Below are 16,198 nucleotides of genomic sequence, written 5' to 3'. Positions count from 1 at the left end.
AATGCTAACTGGCCGTTCGTCTGCGGTCGAATCGTCGAAGTTGACCGCACGCAGCGGCTTTGTGCCGCGAGACGTATGCTCCCGCGCACGGCTTGCGGCGCCGTGCCGGTGCGTGTCCGCGTCGAACGACCTGTTAGACCTCACCGCTTGAGCGCCTCGGTGAAATCCTCGGGCGTGACATCAGCCTGCCGCAGCAGACCAGCGAGGGTGCCCACCTTCAGTTCAGCGTGCATCGGAACGACGCATCCCTTTGCTTCGCGACGCATCACAACGTGACTACCGCTTTGCCGAAGCTTGACAAAACCCAAACGCTCCAAAGCTCGCTGCGCCTCAGCGCCCGAAACTCGGGGCAGCTTAGGCATGGCTGGGAGTGGGGATCGTGAAAATCGTTACGACGGGATTGCCTGTGGACGGCAGCGGGAACTCGGAGAGGTAAAGGGCCGTCGCCTCGCGCAAGTTGGCCACCGCCTCTTCAACCGTTTCGCCCTGGGTGGTCGTCCCCGTTTCCGGATTCAAGGCAACGTACCCGCCTTCTTCCGCAGGGGTAAGCACAGCCGTGAGTTGCATGATTCGCTCCCGTTCGGCCTTCATTATGTCGCTGCGCCTCCGTGAGGTCTAAGGTCGGAGTTGACCGGCACGCGCCGTTTCCGGACACGCTCGCCAGCAGGCGATCCGCAAGACGCACCCGCTCCTCAGCTGAAAGCTGCAGCGCTTCGGCTTCAATCTTGGCGAGTGAGGCGGTCACGGCCACTCCGGGCGATGATGATGCAATGTTACTGCCGCCGTTCAAGGCCGGCGGCTTGACCCGCATCAACGAACCGGGCGCTCACCGGATCAAGCATCGCCCCATGGCCCCAACCCTGGCAGAACTCCAGCACCTCTATCCCGCCCTCGGCGCCTTGCGCGGGCAGCTGGAGGCGCTTGCGCTCCAACCCGTCACCGCCCCCGCCGGCACCGTCCTCTTCAGCGAGAACGATCCCTGCAAGGGCTTTCCGTTGCTGCTCGAAGGCGAAGTGCGCGTGAGCCGCAGTTCGCCCGACGGCCGCTCGCTGGAGTTGTACCGCCTGGTTCCCGGCGACATGTGCCTGGCCTCCAGCGCCTGCCTGTTTCGCAGCCAGCCGTTGTCGGCCCGCGCCGTCACGACGCGCCCGACGCGCCTGCTCCTGATTCCGCCTCCAACGTTCAGGCGCTGGCTCGCGGAGCCCGCCTTCCGCGACTTCGTGCTGGGCCTCTACGCGGAACGCATGGCGGACCTGACGGCGCTGGTCGACGAAGTCGCCTTCCACAAACTGGACCGGCGCCTGGCGGCGGCGCTTCTTGGACACGGCCCCGAGCTGGCGATCACGCACCAGGAGCTCGCGAATGTGCTGGGCACCGTGCGCGAGATGGTCACGCGCCTGCTGCGGCGCTTCGAGCGCGAGGGCTGGATCGAGCTGGCCCGCGAGCGCATCCGCATCCGCGACGGCGCCGCCCTGCGCCGGCTGGCGGAGGCTGCGTAACCAAAGTCACATACGCGAGCCGCCCGCCCTGCTGCAATGCGCTCACCCCACCAAGGAGAACCGCATTGAAGACCAACGTCGGCAGCATCGACCGCATCGTCCGCATCCTCGTCGGACTGGCCCTGATCGGCCTCACGCTCGCGGGCCAGATCGGCCTGTGGGGCTGGCTGGGCGTGGTGCCGCTGGCCACCGGGCTGGCGGGCTGGTGCCCGCCGTATGCCCTGCTGGGGCTCAGCACCTGCAAGACGCGGCGTTGAGGCGGTGACGATGCAACCGTTCCCGCATCACTATCGTGCGCAGGCCCGCGCAGCAAGCACCGGTCGCGTGACCGCCAGCGCCGAAGGCGTGCCGGAGATCGCAAGCAGCGCGCCGCCGGAATTCGGCGGCCCGCCAGGCTACTGGTCGCCGGAGACCTTGCTGGTCGCCGCGATCGCAGACTGTTTCATCCTGACCTTCCGCGCCTGCGCCCGTGCCTCGAAACTCGCGTGGCTGTCGATGACGGTGGATGTCGAAGGCGTGCTGGACCAGGAGGACGCCACGGCGCTCTTCACGCAGTTCACGCTCTCGCCGCGCGTCACCGTCCCTCCCGCGACCAGCGAGGCGCTCGCCGCGCGCGTGCTGCAGCAGGCCAAGCGCAAGTGCCTCGTGACCAACTCGCTGCGCGCGGCATGCGAGCTCTCGCCGAACGTGTCCGTGGTGGCGAACGACGAAGCGCCTGCGGGCATCTGACCTCGGGCGCGACGCCTACGCGCACGCCCTTACGGGCCACCCGTAGATGCCGCCGGCAGGCGCCGCCAGTGCGCAATCCCTCACGCCGCGCGGGCCCGCCGGCAACTGGACCAAGGCAGGGGCGCATCGCCCGATGCGCTGATGGCCGTCGCGGCATAGGACGCCTCCTATCCCGCCTCGGCGCGGACCGTGCCCGCGAATCGGAAGCGGCCGAGGCTCTGATTCAGTTCCGGCTGATCGCGGCGGACCGGGTCCTCGCCGATAGTGGATGCATGCCGAGAGGCGATGCAACCCCGATGCGAGGAGAACCCAAATGATGGATTCCAGCTCCAGCCAGTTCCAGCTCTGCTTCCGTTCGCTGTTCGACAGCGGTCGTGGTTTCGCATTCCCCTGCGACCCCAAGGGCGAGGTCGACCTCGACCGGATGAGCGAGAAGGCACGCAACAACTATTTCTACGCCCGCGCCATGATCGGCCGCGAGGTGACCTACCCGGCCGTCGAGGTCCTGCACTGAGGCTTCACCCGGAGGGCCGCTGCCCTCCCGGCGGGGCTCACACCATCAGTTCGATGAGGAAGGGCCCCGGTTGCCGCAAGCTGTGCGACAGCAGATCGGCACACTCCTCCATCGTGCTGGCCCGGGCGCCTTCGACGCCCATCCCGGCGGCCAGCTGAATCCATCCGAGATCCGGATCGCCCAGGTCCAGCATCCGCAACGCGGTCGGACCCGGGGTTGCTCCGACGCTCCGGTATTCCCCCTGCAGGATCGCGTATTTGCGGTTGTTGAGCAAAACCGTCGTGCACGGCAGCCGCTCGCGCGCCTGGGTCCAAAGCGCCTGCAGCGAATACATCGCCGATCCGTCCGCCTGCAGGCTGAGCACGCGCCGCTGTCCGCCCGCCCCGATGGCCGCACCGGTGGCGACCGGCAGCCCGGCGCCGATCGCGCCGCCGACCAGGTGCAGCCAGTCGTGCGGCGGCGCAGCATGCGAGTGCCTGTAGAAGCCGCGGCCGAAGGACACGCTTTCGTCGGAGACGATGCAGTGCTCCGGCATCAGCGCCGCGATCGTCAGCGCGAGCTTGTCCGGCGCCGGCGCGCCGCAGGCCGGCTGCGGCCGCGGACCGGGATCGGGCAGTGCAAGCTCCCGGGCCCCCAGCGTTTCCGCCAACGCGCGCAAGGCGGCCGCCGCGTCCTGCTCGGGGCGGGTCACGACGTGCAGTTGCGCGTGCGCCGGCGCCTGCGTCGACGGCTTGCCGGGATAGGCGAAGAAGGCCACCGGCGGCCTGGCACCGACCAGCAGGATGTGGTCGAAGCGCGCCAGCGCCTCCATCGCCAGATCGGTGTTGTAAGGCGTGCGCTCCAGCTGCAGGCGACCGCGTCCGCGCTCGACGTGCCCGTTCATGTAGTCGGCCATCAGCCGGGCGCCGGTGGCCTGCGCGATGCGCCAGGCCAGCGCCTGCGATGCGCCGCGCACGGCGCCGCCCGCCAGCAGGATCAGCGTCGGCTTGCCGCTGCGCAGCACGCGGGCGGCGTTCTCGATCGCGAAGGCGTCGAACGCAGACGGTGCCGGCACCGCGAGCGGTTCGGCCACCACGCCGCCCTCGTCCCACGAAGCGTCCGAAGGCAGGATCAGCGTCGCGACCTGTCCCGGCGCCGTGCGCGCGGCCTGCACGGCCGCGGCCGCATCACGCCCGACTTCCGACGCCGTGCTGCTGGTGCGCACCCACGCCGAGACGCTGCGCGCCAAGCCTTCGGTGTCGGCGGTCAGCGGCGGATCGTGCGGCCGGTGCCAGGTGGCCTGGTCGCCGACGATGTTGACGATGCCGCTGCGCGCGCGCCGCGCGTTGTGCAGGTTGGCGAGGCCGTTGGCCAGCCCCGGGCCGCAGTGCAGCAGGGTGCAGGCCGGCTTGCCGGCGATGCGCCAGTAGCCGTCGGCCATGCCGGTGACCACGTTCTCCTGCAGGCCGAGCACACAGCGCATGCCGGCGCTCTGGTCGAGCGCCGCCACGAAGTGCATCTCGCTGGTGCCGGGGTTGGCGAAGCAGGTATCGACCTCGGAGGCCAGCAGCGTGGCGACGAGGCTCTGGGCGCCGTTCATGGGTGGGTCCTCATGGGGGCCGATCTTAGAACGGCCCGCCACGAGGACCCGGGGACGATCAGTCGACCTTGGCGCCGGAGAAGTGGACGATCTTGGCCCACTTCTCGGTTTCCGACTTGTGCAGCGCCCAGAACTGCTCGGGCGTTCCGGGGATCGGCACGCCGCCCAGGTCCGCCAGCTTGGCCTTCATGCCGGGATCGGCCAGCGCGGCCTGCACTTCGCGGTTGAGGCGCGCGATCGCGGCCGGCGGCGTGCCCTTGGGCGCGGCGATGCCGAACCAGGCGCTCGCCTCGTAGCCCGGCACCGTCTCGGCCACCGTCGGCACGTCCAGCGCCGGCGAACGCTGCGCGCTCGTCACCGCCAGCGCGCGCACCGAGCCGCCGCGGATGTGGCCGATGATGGAAGGCATGTTGTCGAACAGCACGTCGACCTGGCCGCCGATCAGGTCGGTGATGGCCGGGCCGGCGCCCTTGTACGGCACGTGCTTCATGTCGACGCCGGTCATGAACTTGAACATCTCGCCGGACAGGTGCACCGAGGTGCCCGAACCGGAAGACGCCATGTTCACCTTGCCCGGGTTCTTCTTCGCGTAGTCGATGAACTCGGCCACGGTCTTGGCCGGGAAGTTCTTGGTCACCGTCATCACGTTGGGCACGCGGATGATGCCCGCCACCGGCGTCATGTCCTCCAGGAAGTTGAAGGGCAGCTTCGGGTACAGCGTGGCGTTGATCGCGTTGGCCGGGTTCACCAGGAAGATCGTGTAGCCATCCGGCGGCGAGCGGACCGCCATTTCGGTGCCGATGTTGTTGCCGCCGCCGGCCTTGTTCTCCACCACCACCTGCTCTTTCAGCCGCGTCGACAGCCACTGGCTCATGAGGCGGGCGACCAGGTCGGTCGAGCCGCCGGGCGGATACGGCACGATGAACTTGATGGGCTTGTTCGGATAGTCGGACTGCGCGGACGCGGGCAGCGCGAACAGGCTGCCCAGCAAGACCAGGCCGGTGAAAATCCTCGGGATCAGACGCATCGCGGCTCCTGTGAAACGGAAGTCCGGCAGGCTACAGGGGCCGGCGAGGCAGCGTCAATCGGGACTCGCGGCAGGCGAAGAACGGCGGACGCCTACATCCGCCGGCTGCACGGCGGGCCATCATGGCGAGCATGAACACCCCGGGACAACCCGCGAAAGCGGACCTGAACGACGCCACGCCGACGCCGCCGGAAGAGGTGCAGGCCGACCTGGACAAGGCGAAAGCCGAGAGCGACCGGCTCGATTCGCCGCGCCGCACCAACGATTCGACCATCGATCCAGAGCGCGCGCCCGACGACATCCTCAAGGGCTTCCACGGCGGCTGAGCCCGCGCCCTCGGCACGCTGCCCGCGCCCTTCGTAGGCTGGTGGTGAGCCGCGCCAGCGCGAACCCCAGCAACAAAAAAGGGGGATGCCACAGCATCCCCCATCCCACGATCTTCCCCTCGAGGGGAAGGCCTCACACACTACTTCCCGACGGACACGCCCTGGGCGAAGATGATCTTCTCGAAGGTCTTGCCCAGCGAGCGCGCCGTGAAGTTGCTCATCTGCGTGGCGCCCTGCCACTCGACCTTGTCGCCCTTCTTCATGGGTGTTTCCATCGCGGCCACCCACACGGTCTTGCCGCCACCCTGGTCCACTTCGATATAGCTGTAGCCGCCGGCGTTGGTCACCGTCTTGACCGTCCCGCGTGCCGAGGGATCGGCGGCCGCTGCGGGCGCCGCACCAGCCGCCGCGGCGGCCATTTCATCGGCGCTGGCCGCCGGCGCGCCGTTCGGGAACTTGCCGTGCGGGCTCACCGCCACGGGCGCCTGGCCGGCAGGGGCCCAGCGGTCCACGAACAGGATCTCGGAGAAGGTGCGGTTCAGCGACTTCGCCTGGAAGTCGCGCATCAGGCCGTAGTTGCCCCATTCGACTTCGGCGCCCGGCTTGACATCGATGTGCGAGCCGGCGATCCAGACCTTCTTGCCCGAAGTCATCTGCACTTCGGCATACGTGTAGCCGCCGCCCTCGGCCACCTGCAGCACCTTGCCGCGATTGTGCGAGGCGGGCTCGGCCGGCGCGGCGTTGGCACCGAACATGTCGACCGCCTGGGCCTTCGCCTGCGGCGCGGCCGCAGGCGCCTTCTGCACCACCGCCTCGGCGGCCGGTGCGGCGGCTGCCGCCGGTGCGGCGGCAGCAGGCGCCTGCGTGGCGGGAGCGGCCGCAGGCGCTGCATCGGCCGCCGGCGCGGCGGCAGCCACCGTCGCAGCGGCGGGCATCGCCGGCGCCTGCGCGGCAGTGGGGGCTTCTTGCCTGGAGCAGCCACCCAGCAGGACGAGGACGGCGGCGACGGTCACGAGCGGTCGAAACACGGAATCTCCTTCAACGCAGGCAGCGCACCTGCAATGGGAGCCGATTCTTGGCCCGGGGCGGCCAGGGCCAGTTGATCTTCCTCAGTCGGGGCCGCGTTTGGCACGCCGCACGGCCGGGGCACCTCAGGGTTGCGCCGGGCAGCCTGCACGGGCGGTTGGCGCCAGAATGCCCCCGAACTGGGCCCCACGGCCCCAAAGGATGCGGGAATGACGTGGTCGATCCTGGCGCGCGACGAGGCGGGTTGCTTCGGCGCCGCCATCGCCAGCCGGTTCTTCGCGGTGGGCGCCCTCACCGTGCATGCGCGCCGCGGCGTCGGCGTGCTGTCGACGCAGGCGCTCATGAATCCGCTGTACGGCCCGCAGGGCCTGGACCTGCTGGCCGCCGGCCGCTCGCCCGAACAGGTCATCGCCATGCTCACGGGTGCGGACGCCGGGCGCGAGCAGCGGCAGCTGCACGTGCTGGCCGCGCAAGGCCACCCCGCGGTCTGGACCGGCGCCGCCTGCATCGACTGGTGCGGGCACCGCGTCGGCCAGGATTTCAGCGTCGCCGGCAACATGCTGGCCGGCCCGCGCGTGATCGAGGCCACGGCCGAAGGCTTCCAGTCCACCCGCGGCAAGCCGCTGGCCGAGCGCCTGCTGGCCGCGCTCGCGGCCGGCGAAGCCGCCGGCGGCGACAAGCGCGGCAAGCAGGCTGCCGCACTGCGCATCCAGGCCGACGAGGACTATCCACGGCTCGACCTGCGCGTGGACGACCACGAGGAACCGGTGCAGGAACTGCAGCGCCTCTACCGCAAGAGCCTTGAGCGGGCCCAGCCCTTCCTCGCCTGCCTGGCCGGGCGGCGCGATCCGGTGGGCATCATCGACCGGGCCGAGATCGAGGCGCGCATCGAACGCTTCCAGCGCGAGCGCGGAGGTGCGGCCTGATGCCCGTGCTCGAAGTCCGCGACCTGCGCACCGAGTTCACCACGGACGACGGCAACTTCCCCGCGGTGGACGGCGTGAGCTTCGCGGTGGACGCCGGCCAGACCCTGGCGATCGTCGGCGAGTCCGGATGCGGCAAGAGCGTGAGCGCGCTGTCGATCATGGGCCTGGTGCCCGATCCGCCCGGGCGCATCGCCGCCGGCTCGATCCGCTTCGAGGGCCGCGAGCTGGTGGGCGCGCCGCGCGGCGAGCTGCTGGACTTGCGCGGCAACGGCATGGCCATGATCTTCCAGGAGCCGATGACCTCGCTCAATCCCGCGTTCACGATCGGCGACCAGATCGTCGAGGCGCTGCTGCGGCATCGCGCCCTGCCGCGCGCCGCCGCCGTGGCGCGGGCGATCGAGGTGCTGCGCCAGGTGCGCATCCCGGCGCCCGAGCAGCGCTTCCACGAATATCCGCACAAGCTCTCGGGCGGCATGCGCCAGCGCGCCATGATCGCCATGGCGCTGGCCTGCGAGCCGCGCCTGCTGATCGCCGACGAGCCGACGACCGCGCTGGACGTCACCATCCAGGCGCAGATCCTCCAGCTGATGGCGAGCCTGCAGCAGGAAACCGGCATGGCGCTGATCCTGATCACGCACGACCTCGGCGTGGTGGCCGAAGTGGCCGACGAAGTGGCCGTGATGTACTCCGGCCGGATCGTCGAGCGCGCGCCCGTCGAGGCCATCTTCGCGCAGCCGCAGCATCCCTATACCGTGGGCCTGCTGGGCTCGATCCCGCGGCTGGACGTCACGCGCGAACGGCTGGCCTCGATCGAAGGCCAGGTGCCCAATCCGCTGCGGCGGCCGCGCGGCTGCCACTTCGTCGCCCGCTGCCCGTTCGCCATCGCGCGCTGCCACGCGGAGGCGCCGCCGCTGCTGGAAGTCGGTCCGCAGCATGCGTCGGCCTGCTGGCGCGCGCCGCTCGACCCGGACGTGCTGGCGCCGCATGTGCCCGAAGCCGTGGAGGCTCCATGAACGCAGCCCCCGTCATGAGCGCAGCCTCCGTCATTCCCGCGCAGGCGGGAATCCAGAGCGCCCTGGCTCCCCGCCTGCGCGGGGAAGACGCCGCGGTGCCGCTGCTGCGCGCCGAGGGACTGGTCAAGCACTTCCCCGTGCGGCGCGGCCTGTTCGGCCGCGTGAGCGGATTGGTGCGGGCGGTCGACGGCGTGGACTTGCAGCTGGCGGCCGGCGAGACGCTGGGCGTCGTCGGCGAGTCGGGCTGCGGCAAGTCGACGCTGGGGCGCCTGATCCTGCGCCTGATCGAGCCGACCGCCGGCCGCGTGCTGTTCGAGGGCGGGGAGATCGGCCGCCTTTCCACCACGCAACTGCGGGCGCAGCGGCGCGCCATGCAGATCATCTTCCAGGATCCGTATTCCTCCCTGAACCCGCGCATGACGGTCGGCCAGACCCTGGCCGAGCCGCTGCGGCTGCACGGCCTGCACGCGGGCCATGAAGCCGATCGCGTCGCCCAGCTGCTGCGCATCGTGGGTCTCGCGACGGAGCACGCGCAGCGCTATCCGCACGAGTTCTCCGGCGGGCAGCGCCAGCGCATCGGGATCGCACGGGCGCTCGCGGTGGAGCCGAAACTGATCGTCTGCGACGAGGCCGTGTCGGCGCTGGACGTGTCGGTGCAGGCGCAGGTGGTCAACCTGCTGCAGGACCTGCAGCGCCGCTTCGGCCTGGCCTATGTGTTCATCGCCCACGACCTCGCGGTGGTCAAGCACATCGCCACGCGCGTCGCCGTGATGTACCTGGGCCGGGTGGTCGAGACGGCCGACAAGGACGCCCTGTTCGCCTTGCCGCGCCATCCGTACACGCAGGCGCTGCTGTCGGCGATCCCGCGTCCGGAACCGGAGGCAGCGCGCGACCGCCGGGTGATCGGCGGCGACGTGCCCAGCCCGCTGCATCCGCCCACCGGCTGCCATTTCCACACGCGCTGCCCGCACGCGCGGCCGGTGTGCTCGCAGCAGGTGCCGCTGCTCGAAGCGACGCCCGACGGCCACGCCGCCGCCTGCCATTTGTGGCGCGAGCTGCAGGCCGGCGCGGCGGCCGTGCAGCCGATCGCCTTCGCTCCCGCGCGCCGCCGGCTCGAACGCCTGCAGGCCGCCTTCGTCACGCCGGCGCCGGCCGTGCCGGGTCCCTGAACCAACCTCCTGGAGATCCAAGATGCCCAGCTTCACTCGATCCCTGTTGCGGCCCCTGGCCGTCGTCCTGCTCGGCGCCGCCGCGCTGGCGGCACAGGCGCAGACCACCTTGCGGGTCGGCCTGGCCGAAGACCCGGACGCGCTCGATCCCTCGCTCGCGCGCACCTTCGTCGGTCGCGTCGTGTTTGCCGCGCTGTGCGACAAGCTGTTCGACATCGACGAGAAGCTCAATGTGGTGCCGCAGCTCGCGACGGGCTACGAGTGGTCCGCCGACGGCAAGGCGCTCACGCTCAAGCTGCGCCCCAACGTCACCTTCCACGACGGCGAGAAGTTCGATGCGGCGGCCGTGAAGTTCAACATCGAGCGGCACAAGACCATGCCGGGCTCGAACCGCCGCGGTGAACTCGCGCCCGTGCAGACCGTCGATGTCGTGGATCCGGCCACCGTGCGCCTCAACCTCTCGGCGCCGTTCGCGCCGCTGCTGGCCGCGCTGACCGACCGCGCCGGCATGATGGTCTCGCCCAAGGCGGCACAGGCGGCCGGCGACAAGTTCGCCACCCACCCGGTCTGCTCCGGCCCCTACAAGTTCGTCGAGCGCGTGCCGCAGGACCGCATGGTGCTGGAGCGCTATCCCGAGTACTGGAACAAGGGCGCCGTCGCCTTCGACCGCATCACCTACGTGCCGATCCCGGACGCCACGGTGCGCCTGGCCAACCTGCGCTCCGGCCAGCTCGATTTCATCGAGCGCGTCGCGCCCAGCGACATGGAGAAGATCGTCAAGGAGAAGAAGCTCAAGACGGCCAGCATCACGGAGATCGGCTACCAGGGCATCACCATCAACGTGGGCAAGAGCGACAAGGGCAAGAACAGCCCGCTGGGGCGCGACCCCCGCGTGCGCGAGGCCTTCGAGCTGGCGCTGGACCGGCAGGGCCTGGTGCAGGTCGTGATGGACAACGAGGCGATCGTCGGCAACCAGTGGGTGCCGCCGAACAACAGCTTCTACGCGAAGAACGTGCCGATCCCCAAGCGCGACGTCAATCGCGCCAAGGCGCTGCTCAAGGAGGCCGGCATCCCCAACCCCAGCTTCACGCTGCTGACGCCGACGACCTCGGATGCGCAGCGCATCGCGCTGGTGGTGCAGGCCATGACGCGCGAGGCCGGCTTCGACGTGAAGATCCAGGCGACGGAGTTCGCGACCACCCTGAACATGGCGGACAAGGGGGACTTCGAGGCCTATGTGCTGGCATGGAGCGGCCGGCCCGACCCGGACGGCAACCTCTTCAGCTTCGACGCCTGCAACCAGCCGCTGAACTACGCCGGCTACTGCGACGCCGAGACCGACAAGCTGATCAAGGCATCGCGCGAAGTGCGCGACGTCAACGAACGCAGGAAGCTGTTCGAGCAGGTCGCCGCGCGCGTGCTGAAGGCCCGGCCCATCGTGTACCTGTACCACCGCAAGTGGCTGTGGGCCTACAACCCGAAGCTCACGGGCGTGCGCCACATCCCGGATGGATTGCTGCGCGTGCAGGGGCTGAAGATGGGGAACGGGGCTTGACGCCCCAGCGCCGTCATCCTCGGGTCGATGGGGAGCGCGCCTTGACGCCCACACGCCGTCATCCCCGCGAAGGCGGGGATCCAGGGCTCCCGATGTCACGCGCTGCGCGCGTGCCCTGGCCCCCCGCCCGCGCGCGGGGATGACGAAGTCGTGCGCGTGACCCTCCATGTTCGACTACCTCCTCAAGCGCATCGCCCAGCTCGTTCCGACACTGATCCTGGTGTCGATGCTGATCTTCGGCCTGCAGCAACTGCTGCCCGGGGATCCGGCGAAGATCCTCGCCGGCGAGGAGCAGGACCCCAGCGTGATCGCGTACCTGCACAAGAAGCTGCACCTCGACGAACCGCTGCCGGTGCGCTACGCGTACTGGGTCGGCGGCGTGCTGCGCGGCGACCTGGGCGAGTCGATCCGCAACCAGCAGCCGGTGCTGGATCTCGTCGTGCAGAAGCTGCCCGTCACGCTGCAGCTCGCGGCGATGGCGATGGCGATCGCGCTGCTGATCGGGATTCCCGCCGGCATCATCTCCGCCGTCGGGCGCGGCAGCCTCTGGGACTGGGCGGCCAACATCTTCGCCTTGTGGGGCATCTCCACGCCCAACTTCTGGCTCGGCATCCTGCTGATCCTGCTGTTCGCGGTGAACCTGGGCTGGCTGCCGGCCTCCGGCTACGTGAGTCCCTTCGAGGACCTCTGGGGCAACCTGCAGGCGATGATCATGCCGGCCTTCGTGCTGGGCAACGCCATCGCGGCGGTGCTGATGCGGCACACGCGCAGCGCCATGCTGCAGGTGCTGTCGGCCGACTACGTGCGCACCGCCCGCGCGAAAGGGCTCGATGAACGGACGGTGGTCCTCAAGCACGCGCTGCGCAATGCGCTCACGCCGGTGATCACGCTGGGCGCGCTGGAGCTGGGCACGCTCCTCTCCGGCGCCGTGCTCACCGAGCAGGTCTTCACCATCCCCGGCTTCGGCAAGCTGATCGTGGACGCGGTGTTCAACCGCGACTACGCCGTGGTGCAAGGCGTGATTCTGGTCACGGCGACGGCGTACATGGTGCTGAACCTGCTTGCGGACGTCGCGTACTTCGCAGTGAATCCGCGCCTGCGCCACTGAAAGAACCATGGCTGCCGTCCTGCCCGTTCCCGCTTCCGAAGCCGTCGCGCCGCCGGCCGGCCCGTGGCGCCGCGCCTGGCGGCGGCTGGTGCGCCGGCGCGCCGCGCTGCTGGGGCTGGCGATCGTCATCGGCTTCATCCTGCTGGCGCTGTTCGCGCCCTGGGTCGCGCCGCAGGACCCCATCGCCACGAGCTGGAGCGCCATCCGCCAGGCGCCCTCGGCGGAACACTGGTTCGGCACCGATGAAATCGGGCGCGACGTGCTCTCGCGCGTGATCTGGGGCACGCGCGCTTCGCTGCTGGCCGGTGTCGTCTCGGTGTCGATCTCGCTGCTGATCGGCGTGCCGATCGGCATGGCGGCCGGCTTCCTCGGCGGCTGGGTCGACGGCGTGATCTCGCGCATCACCGATGCGTTCCTCGCCTGCCCGTTCCTGATCCTCGCCATCGCGCTCGCAGCCTTCCTGGGCCCCAGCCTCACCAACGCGATGGTGGCCATCGGCGTCTCGGCCGCGCCGATCTTCGTGCGGCTCACGCGCGGGCAGGTGCTGGGCGTGAAGGTGGAGGACTATGTCGAAGCCGCCCGCGCCGTCGGCAACCCGCCCTGGCGCATCGCCCTGCGCCACATCCTGCCGAACATCACGGCGCCGCTGATGGTGCAGGCCACCTTGGCGATCGCTGCCGCCGTCATTGCGGAGGCCAGCCTGTCCTTCCTGGGCCTGGGCCAGCAGCCGCCGGCGCCAAGCTGGGGCAGCATGCTGAACACCGCCAAGAACTTCATCGACAACGCGCCGTGGATGGCGGTGTGGCCGGGGGTGTCGATCTTCCTGCTGGTGCTGTCGTTCAACCTGCTGGGGGACGGGTTGCGGGACGCGCTGGATCCGCGGCAGCGGTGAAAGTGCGGGGGTTCCAGCGCTGGCGCGCGTCACCGCCAGCCTGCATCCGGGGAACCCGCGACGGTCGGTAGGCTGGTGGTGACCGAAGGGAACCCGGGCGACATTCCAGTTGACTTCGCTCAGCCCGACCGCATGCACCCGCCCGTAGACTGCCTGCAAAACGGAGAGAAGAAAGAAAGTGCTGTCCCCCGCCTCCCGCGTCCTGCATCCCGGCCTGCGCCAGAAGATCATGTCCGCCGAACAGGCGGCCGCCCTCATCCAGCACGGCGACCACGTCGGCATGAGCGGCTTCACCAGCTCCGGGTATCCCAAGGCCGTGCCGCCCGCCCTCGCCCGCCGGATCGAGGCGGCCAACCAGCACGGCAACGTGTTCCGCATCGGCGTGTGGACCGGCGCGTCCACCGCGCCCGAACTCGATGGCGCGCTGGCCAAGGTCGGAGGCATCGAGTTGCGCCTGCCCTACCAGTCGGATCCGACCTGCCGCACGCGCATCAACGCCGGCGAGATGGAATATATCGACATCCACCTGTCGCACGTGAGCCAGTTCGTCTGGTTCGGCTTCCTCGGCAAGCTCAACGTCGCGCTGGTCGAAGTGGCCGGCGTGCTGGAAGATGGCCGCCTGATCGCGGCCTCCTCGCTGGGCAACAACAAGACCTGGCTGGACCTGGCCGACAAGGTGATCCTCGAGGTGAACAGCGCGCATGCGCTGGGCCTCGAAGGCATGCACGACATCTACTACGGCACGGCGCTGCCGCCGAACCGCCGGCCGATCCCGGTGCTGCACCCCAGCACCCGCATCGGCGACGCCTACCTGCATGTCGACCCGGCCAAGGTGGTCGCGATCGTCGAGACCAACATCCCGGACCGCAACCCGAAGTTCACGCCGCCGGACGCCGCCTCGGAACGCATCGCGGAGCACATCCTCGATTTCCTCGAGCACGAGATCACGCGCGGCCGCCTGCCCAGGGAACTGCTGCCGATCCAGTCCGGCGTGGGCAACACCGCCAACGCGGTGCTGAGCGGCCTGGACAAGGGCAAGTACAAGGGCCTGACGGCGTACACCGAAGTGCTGCAGGACGGCATGCTGGAGATGCTCAAGTCCGGCACCCTGGCCTTCGCCTCGTCGACGGCGCTGTCGCTCAGCGACGAAGGCATGCGCGAGTTCCTCGACAACATCGACTACTACCGCGAACGCATCCTGCTGCGCCCGCAGGAGATCTCCAACCACCCGGAGGTGATCCGGCGCCTGGGCGTGATCTCCATGAACGGGATGATCGAGGCCGACATGTACGGCAACGTCAACTCGACCCACCTCATGGGCACGCGCATCATGAACGGCATCGGCGGCTCGGGCGACTTCGCGCGCAACGCCTACCTGTCGATCTTCATGACCGCATCGACGGCCAAGAACGGCGCCATCTCCTGCATCGTGCCGATGGCCAGCCACGTGGACCACACCGAGCACGACGTGCAGGTGGTCGTGACGGAGCAGGGCCTGGCGGACCTGCGCGGCCTGGCCCCGCGCCAGCGCAGCAAGGTCATCATCGAGCGCTGCGCGCACCCTTCCTACCGCGCCGCCCTGCAGGACTACGAGGACCGCGCGCAGGCGCTGGCCCGCTCCGGCCGCGCCGGCCTGCACACCCCGCACCTGCTGCGCGAAGCGCTGTCCTGGCACGAGCGCTACGAGGAAACCGGGCACATGCTGCCGCAATAGGCGGGCGCCCGGCGGGACTTCCCGCCGGTGCCGCGTTTCTGGGATAGTTGCGGCGTGACCTCCTCCGCGCCGCGCTGGCTCCTGCCCCTGGTGGGGCTGGCCGCGCTCGCCTGGACGCTGCAGTCCTGGCTGCCCGCCACGGCCACGCTCTCGCCCGCCGCCATCGACCGGCAGGACCTGCTGCGCGGCACCTGGCTGCGGGAATACAGCGAAGACGGCGTGCGGGTGCGCCGGGTGCTGGAACTCGATGCCGGCGGCGCCTTCCACGAAAGCGTGCGCATCGCCGATGCCGGCGGGCGCATCACGCGCATGGAGCACGAGGGCACCTGGCTGTACGACGGCACCAACCTCAAGCGCAAGTACACCCTCATGAACGGGCATCCGCCCTCGCGCCTGAACGTGCCCTTCGCCACCTTCGAGGTCGATTTCCAGGGCCGCAACGACTTCATCGGCGTCGACCACGTGCACCGCGTGCGGGTCGAATACCGCCGGGTGCCGGAGGACACGCAGCCCTGAGGCAAGGCGGGGCCCGCGTGAAAGCGTCACGCCGCCCCGAGGCCCGCGGCGCCGCAAGCGCGTCCAGTTGCGCTATCACAAGGAAGAAGGTCGCCGGACGCGCTACTTTTCTCCCCGGATAGGAGCCACCGACAAATGAGCGTCATCGTCTGGGAAGACAAGTACAGCCTGCACATCGCCGAAATCGACCGCCAGCACCAGCGGCTGTTCGCCCTGTTCAACCAGCTCTACGAGGCCATGCAGCAGGGCCAGGCTGGCGAGGTGATCGACAAGGTCCTGACCAGCGTGGTCGACTACACCGTGTACCACTTCGATTTCGAGGAAAAGCTGCTGCACGAGGCCGGCTTCCAAGAGGAAGCCGCGCACCACGCCGAGCACGGCAAGCTGACCGCGCAGGCCAAGGCCCTGGCGCAGAAGCTCAGGGAATCGCGGGATGACACGACCGTGAGCATCGCCACCCTGAAGTTCCTCGGCGACTGGCTGGCCCGCCACATCCTGGTGTCGGACAAGGAGTTCGCGCCGTTCCTGATCGCGCGGGGGGTGGGCTAGCGCGGGCAAACTGGGGTTCCGGCGCTTCGCGCGCCACCGCCAGCCTACGGGATCGC

General features: G+C 69.7%; 19 protein-coding genes. 14 read left to right on the top strand and 5 right to left on the bottom strand.

Annotation, left to right across the window (positions count from 1 at the left end; translation table 11 throughout):
- Positions 1 to 140: 140 nt before the first annotated feature.
- Together JI746_RS17190 and JI746_RS17185 are read right to left on the bottom strand one after the other, a co-directional pair.
- Positions 141 to 362, bottom strand: a complete 222-nt coding sequence (locus JI746_RS17190; RefSeq protein WP_201691228.1) for a type II toxin-antitoxin system HicA family toxin — start codon at positions 360 to 362, stop codon at positions 141 to 143.
- The gene (locus JI746_RS17185; RefSeq protein ID WP_201691226.1) at positions 355 to 567 is read right to left on the bottom strand and encodes a hypothetical protein; all 213 of its coding nucleotides are present in this window, start codon (positions 565 to 567) and stop codon (positions 355 to 357) included. The genes JI746_RS17190 and JI746_RS17185 overlap by 8 nt, the downstream gene beginning before the upstream one ends.
- A 281-nt stretch (positions 568 to 848) precedes the next feature.
- On the opposite strand from JI746_RS17185, the gene JI746_RS17180 reads away from it, so the two are divergent.
- From JI746_RS17180 to JI746_RS17165, 4 genes are all read left to right on the top strand, one after another.
- On the top strand, positions 849 to 1,499 hold the full coding sequence (locus JI746_RS17180) for a Crp/Fnr family transcriptional regulator (protein WP_201691224.1): 651 nt from the start codon (positions 849 to 851) through the stop codon (positions 1,497 to 1,499).
- Between the two features lie 65 nt (positions 1,500 to 1,564).
- Positions 1,565 to 1,756: a YgaP family membrane protein gene (locus tag JI746_RS17175; RefSeq protein ID WP_201691222.1), complete on the top strand. Its 192-nt coding sequence runs from the start codon at positions 1,565 to 1,567 to the stop codon at positions 1,754 to 1,756.
- A gap of 10 nt (positions 1,757 to 1,766) precedes the next feature.
- Positions 1,767 to 2,228: an OsmC family protein gene (locus JI746_RS17170; RefSeq protein ID WP_201691220.1), complete on the top strand. Its 462-nt coding sequence runs from the start codon at positions 1,767 to 1,769 to the stop codon at positions 2,226 to 2,228.
- Positions 2,229 to 2,541: 313 nt separating this feature from the next.
- Positions 2,542 to 2,742 carry a hypothetical protein gene (locus JI746_RS17165; RefSeq protein ID WP_201691218.1) on the top strand — a complete coding sequence of 67 codons (201 nt, stop codon included), beginning with the start codon at positions 2,542 to 2,544 and terminating at the stop codon, positions 2,740 to 2,742.
- A gap of 37 nt (positions 2,743 to 2,779) precedes the next feature.
- Here JI746_RS17165 and JI746_RS17160 read toward each other — a convergent pair whose 3' ends face one another.
- A complete protein-coding gene (locus tag JI746_RS17160) occupies positions 2,780 to 4,321 on the bottom strand; it encodes an acetolactate synthase large subunit (protein ID WP_201691216.1) in 1,542 nt (513 codons plus the stop codon).
- Between the two features lie 58 nt (positions 4,322 to 4,379).
- Positions 4,380 to 5,348, bottom strand: coding sequence for a Bug family tripartite tricarboxylate transporter substrate binding protein (locus JI746_RS17155; protein ID WP_201691215.1), 969 nt, complete (start codon positions 5,346 to 5,348; stop codon positions 4,380 to 4,382).
- Positions 5,349 to 5,479: 131 nt separating this feature from the next.
- Here JI746_RS17155 and JI746_RS17150 point away from each other — a divergent pair, with 131 nt between their 5' ends.
- Positions 5,480 to 5,674 (top strand): hypothetical protein, encoded by a 195-nt coding sequence (locus JI746_RS17150; RefSeq protein WP_201691213.1) that lies wholly within the window; start codon positions 5,480 to 5,482, stop codon positions 5,672 to 5,674.
- A 140-nt stretch (positions 5,675 to 5,814) separates the two neighbouring features.
- Here the strand turns inward: JI746_RS17150 and JI746_RS17145 are convergent, their stop codons facing one another.
- Complete coding sequence (locus tag JI746_RS17145; RefSeq protein WP_201691211.1) at positions 5,815 to 6,702, bottom strand: hypothetical protein; 888 nt, start codon at positions 6,700 to 6,702, stop codon at positions 5,815 to 5,817.
- Between the two features lie 207 nt (positions 6,703 to 6,909).
- Here JI746_RS17145 and JI746_RS17140 point away from each other — a divergent pair, with 207 nt between their 5' ends.
- From JI746_RS17140 to JI746_RS17100, 9 genes are all read left to right on the top strand, one after another.
- Positions 6,910 to 7,626 (top strand): DUF1028 domain-containing protein, encoded by a 717-nt coding sequence (locus JI746_RS17140; protein WP_201691209.1) that lies wholly within the window; start codon positions 6,910 to 6,912, stop codon positions 7,624 to 7,626.
- On the top strand, positions 7,626 to 8,639 hold the full coding sequence (locus tag JI746_RS17135) for an ABC transporter ATP-binding protein (protein ID WP_201691207.1): 1,014 nt from the start codon (positions 7,626 to 7,628) through the stop codon (positions 8,637 to 8,639). The genes JI746_RS17140 and JI746_RS17135 overlap by 1 nt, the downstream gene beginning before the upstream one ends.
- On the top strand, positions 8,636 to 9,808 hold the full coding sequence (locus tag JI746_RS17130) for an ABC transporter ATP-binding protein (protein WP_236599913.1): 1,173 nt from the start codon (positions 8,636 to 8,638) through the stop codon (positions 9,806 to 9,808). The genes JI746_RS17135 and JI746_RS17130 overlap by 4 nt, the downstream gene beginning before the upstream one ends.
- Before the next feature lie 22 nt (positions 9,809 to 9,830).
- Positions 9,831 to 11,363, top strand: coding sequence for an ABC transporter substrate-binding protein (locus JI746_RS17125; RefSeq protein ID WP_201691206.1), 1,533 nt, complete (start codon positions 9,831 to 9,833; stop codon positions 11,361 to 11,363).
- Between the two features lie 166 nt (positions 11,364 to 11,529).
- The gene (locus JI746_RS17120) at positions 11,530 to 12,471 is read left to right on the top strand and encodes an ABC transporter permease (RefSeq protein ID WP_201691204.1); all 942 of its coding nucleotides are present in this window, start codon (positions 11,530 to 11,532) and stop codon (positions 12,469 to 12,471) included.
- A gap of 7 nt (positions 12,472 to 12,478) precedes the next feature.
- A complete protein-coding gene (locus JI746_RS17115) occupies positions 12,479 to 13,363 on the top strand; it encodes an ABC transporter permease (protein ID WP_201691201.1) in 885 nt (294 codons plus the stop codon).
- 181 nt (positions 13,364 to 13,544) lie between these two features.
- A complete protein-coding gene (locus JI746_RS17110; RefSeq protein ID WP_269129468.1) occupies positions 13,545 to 15,077 on the top strand; it encodes an acetyl-CoA hydrolase/transferase family protein in 1,533 nt (510 codons plus the stop codon).
- Between the two features lie 54 nt (positions 15,078 to 15,131).
- Positions 15,132 to 15,593 carry a hypothetical protein gene (locus tag JI746_RS17105; protein WP_201691200.1) on the top strand — a complete coding sequence of 154 codons (462 nt, stop codon included), beginning with the start codon at positions 15,132 to 15,134 and terminating at the stop codon, positions 15,591 to 15,593.
- Between the two features lie 135 nt (positions 15,594 to 15,728).
- A complete protein-coding gene (locus tag JI746_RS17100; RefSeq protein WP_201691198.1) occupies positions 15,729 to 16,142 on the top strand; it encodes a bacteriohemerythrin in 414 nt (137 codons plus the stop codon).
- Positions 16,143 to 16,198: the final 56 nt, after the last annotated feature.

The sequence above is a fragment of the Ramlibacter alkalitolerans genome (assembly GCF_016722765.1).
Lineage (GTDB): Bacteria > Pseudomonadota > Gammaproteobacteria > Burkholderiales > Burkholderiaceae_C > Ramlibacter > Ramlibacter alkalitolerans.
Note: the sequence above shows the minus strand (reverse complement) of the source record. Positions and strands in the feature narration are given on the sequence as shown.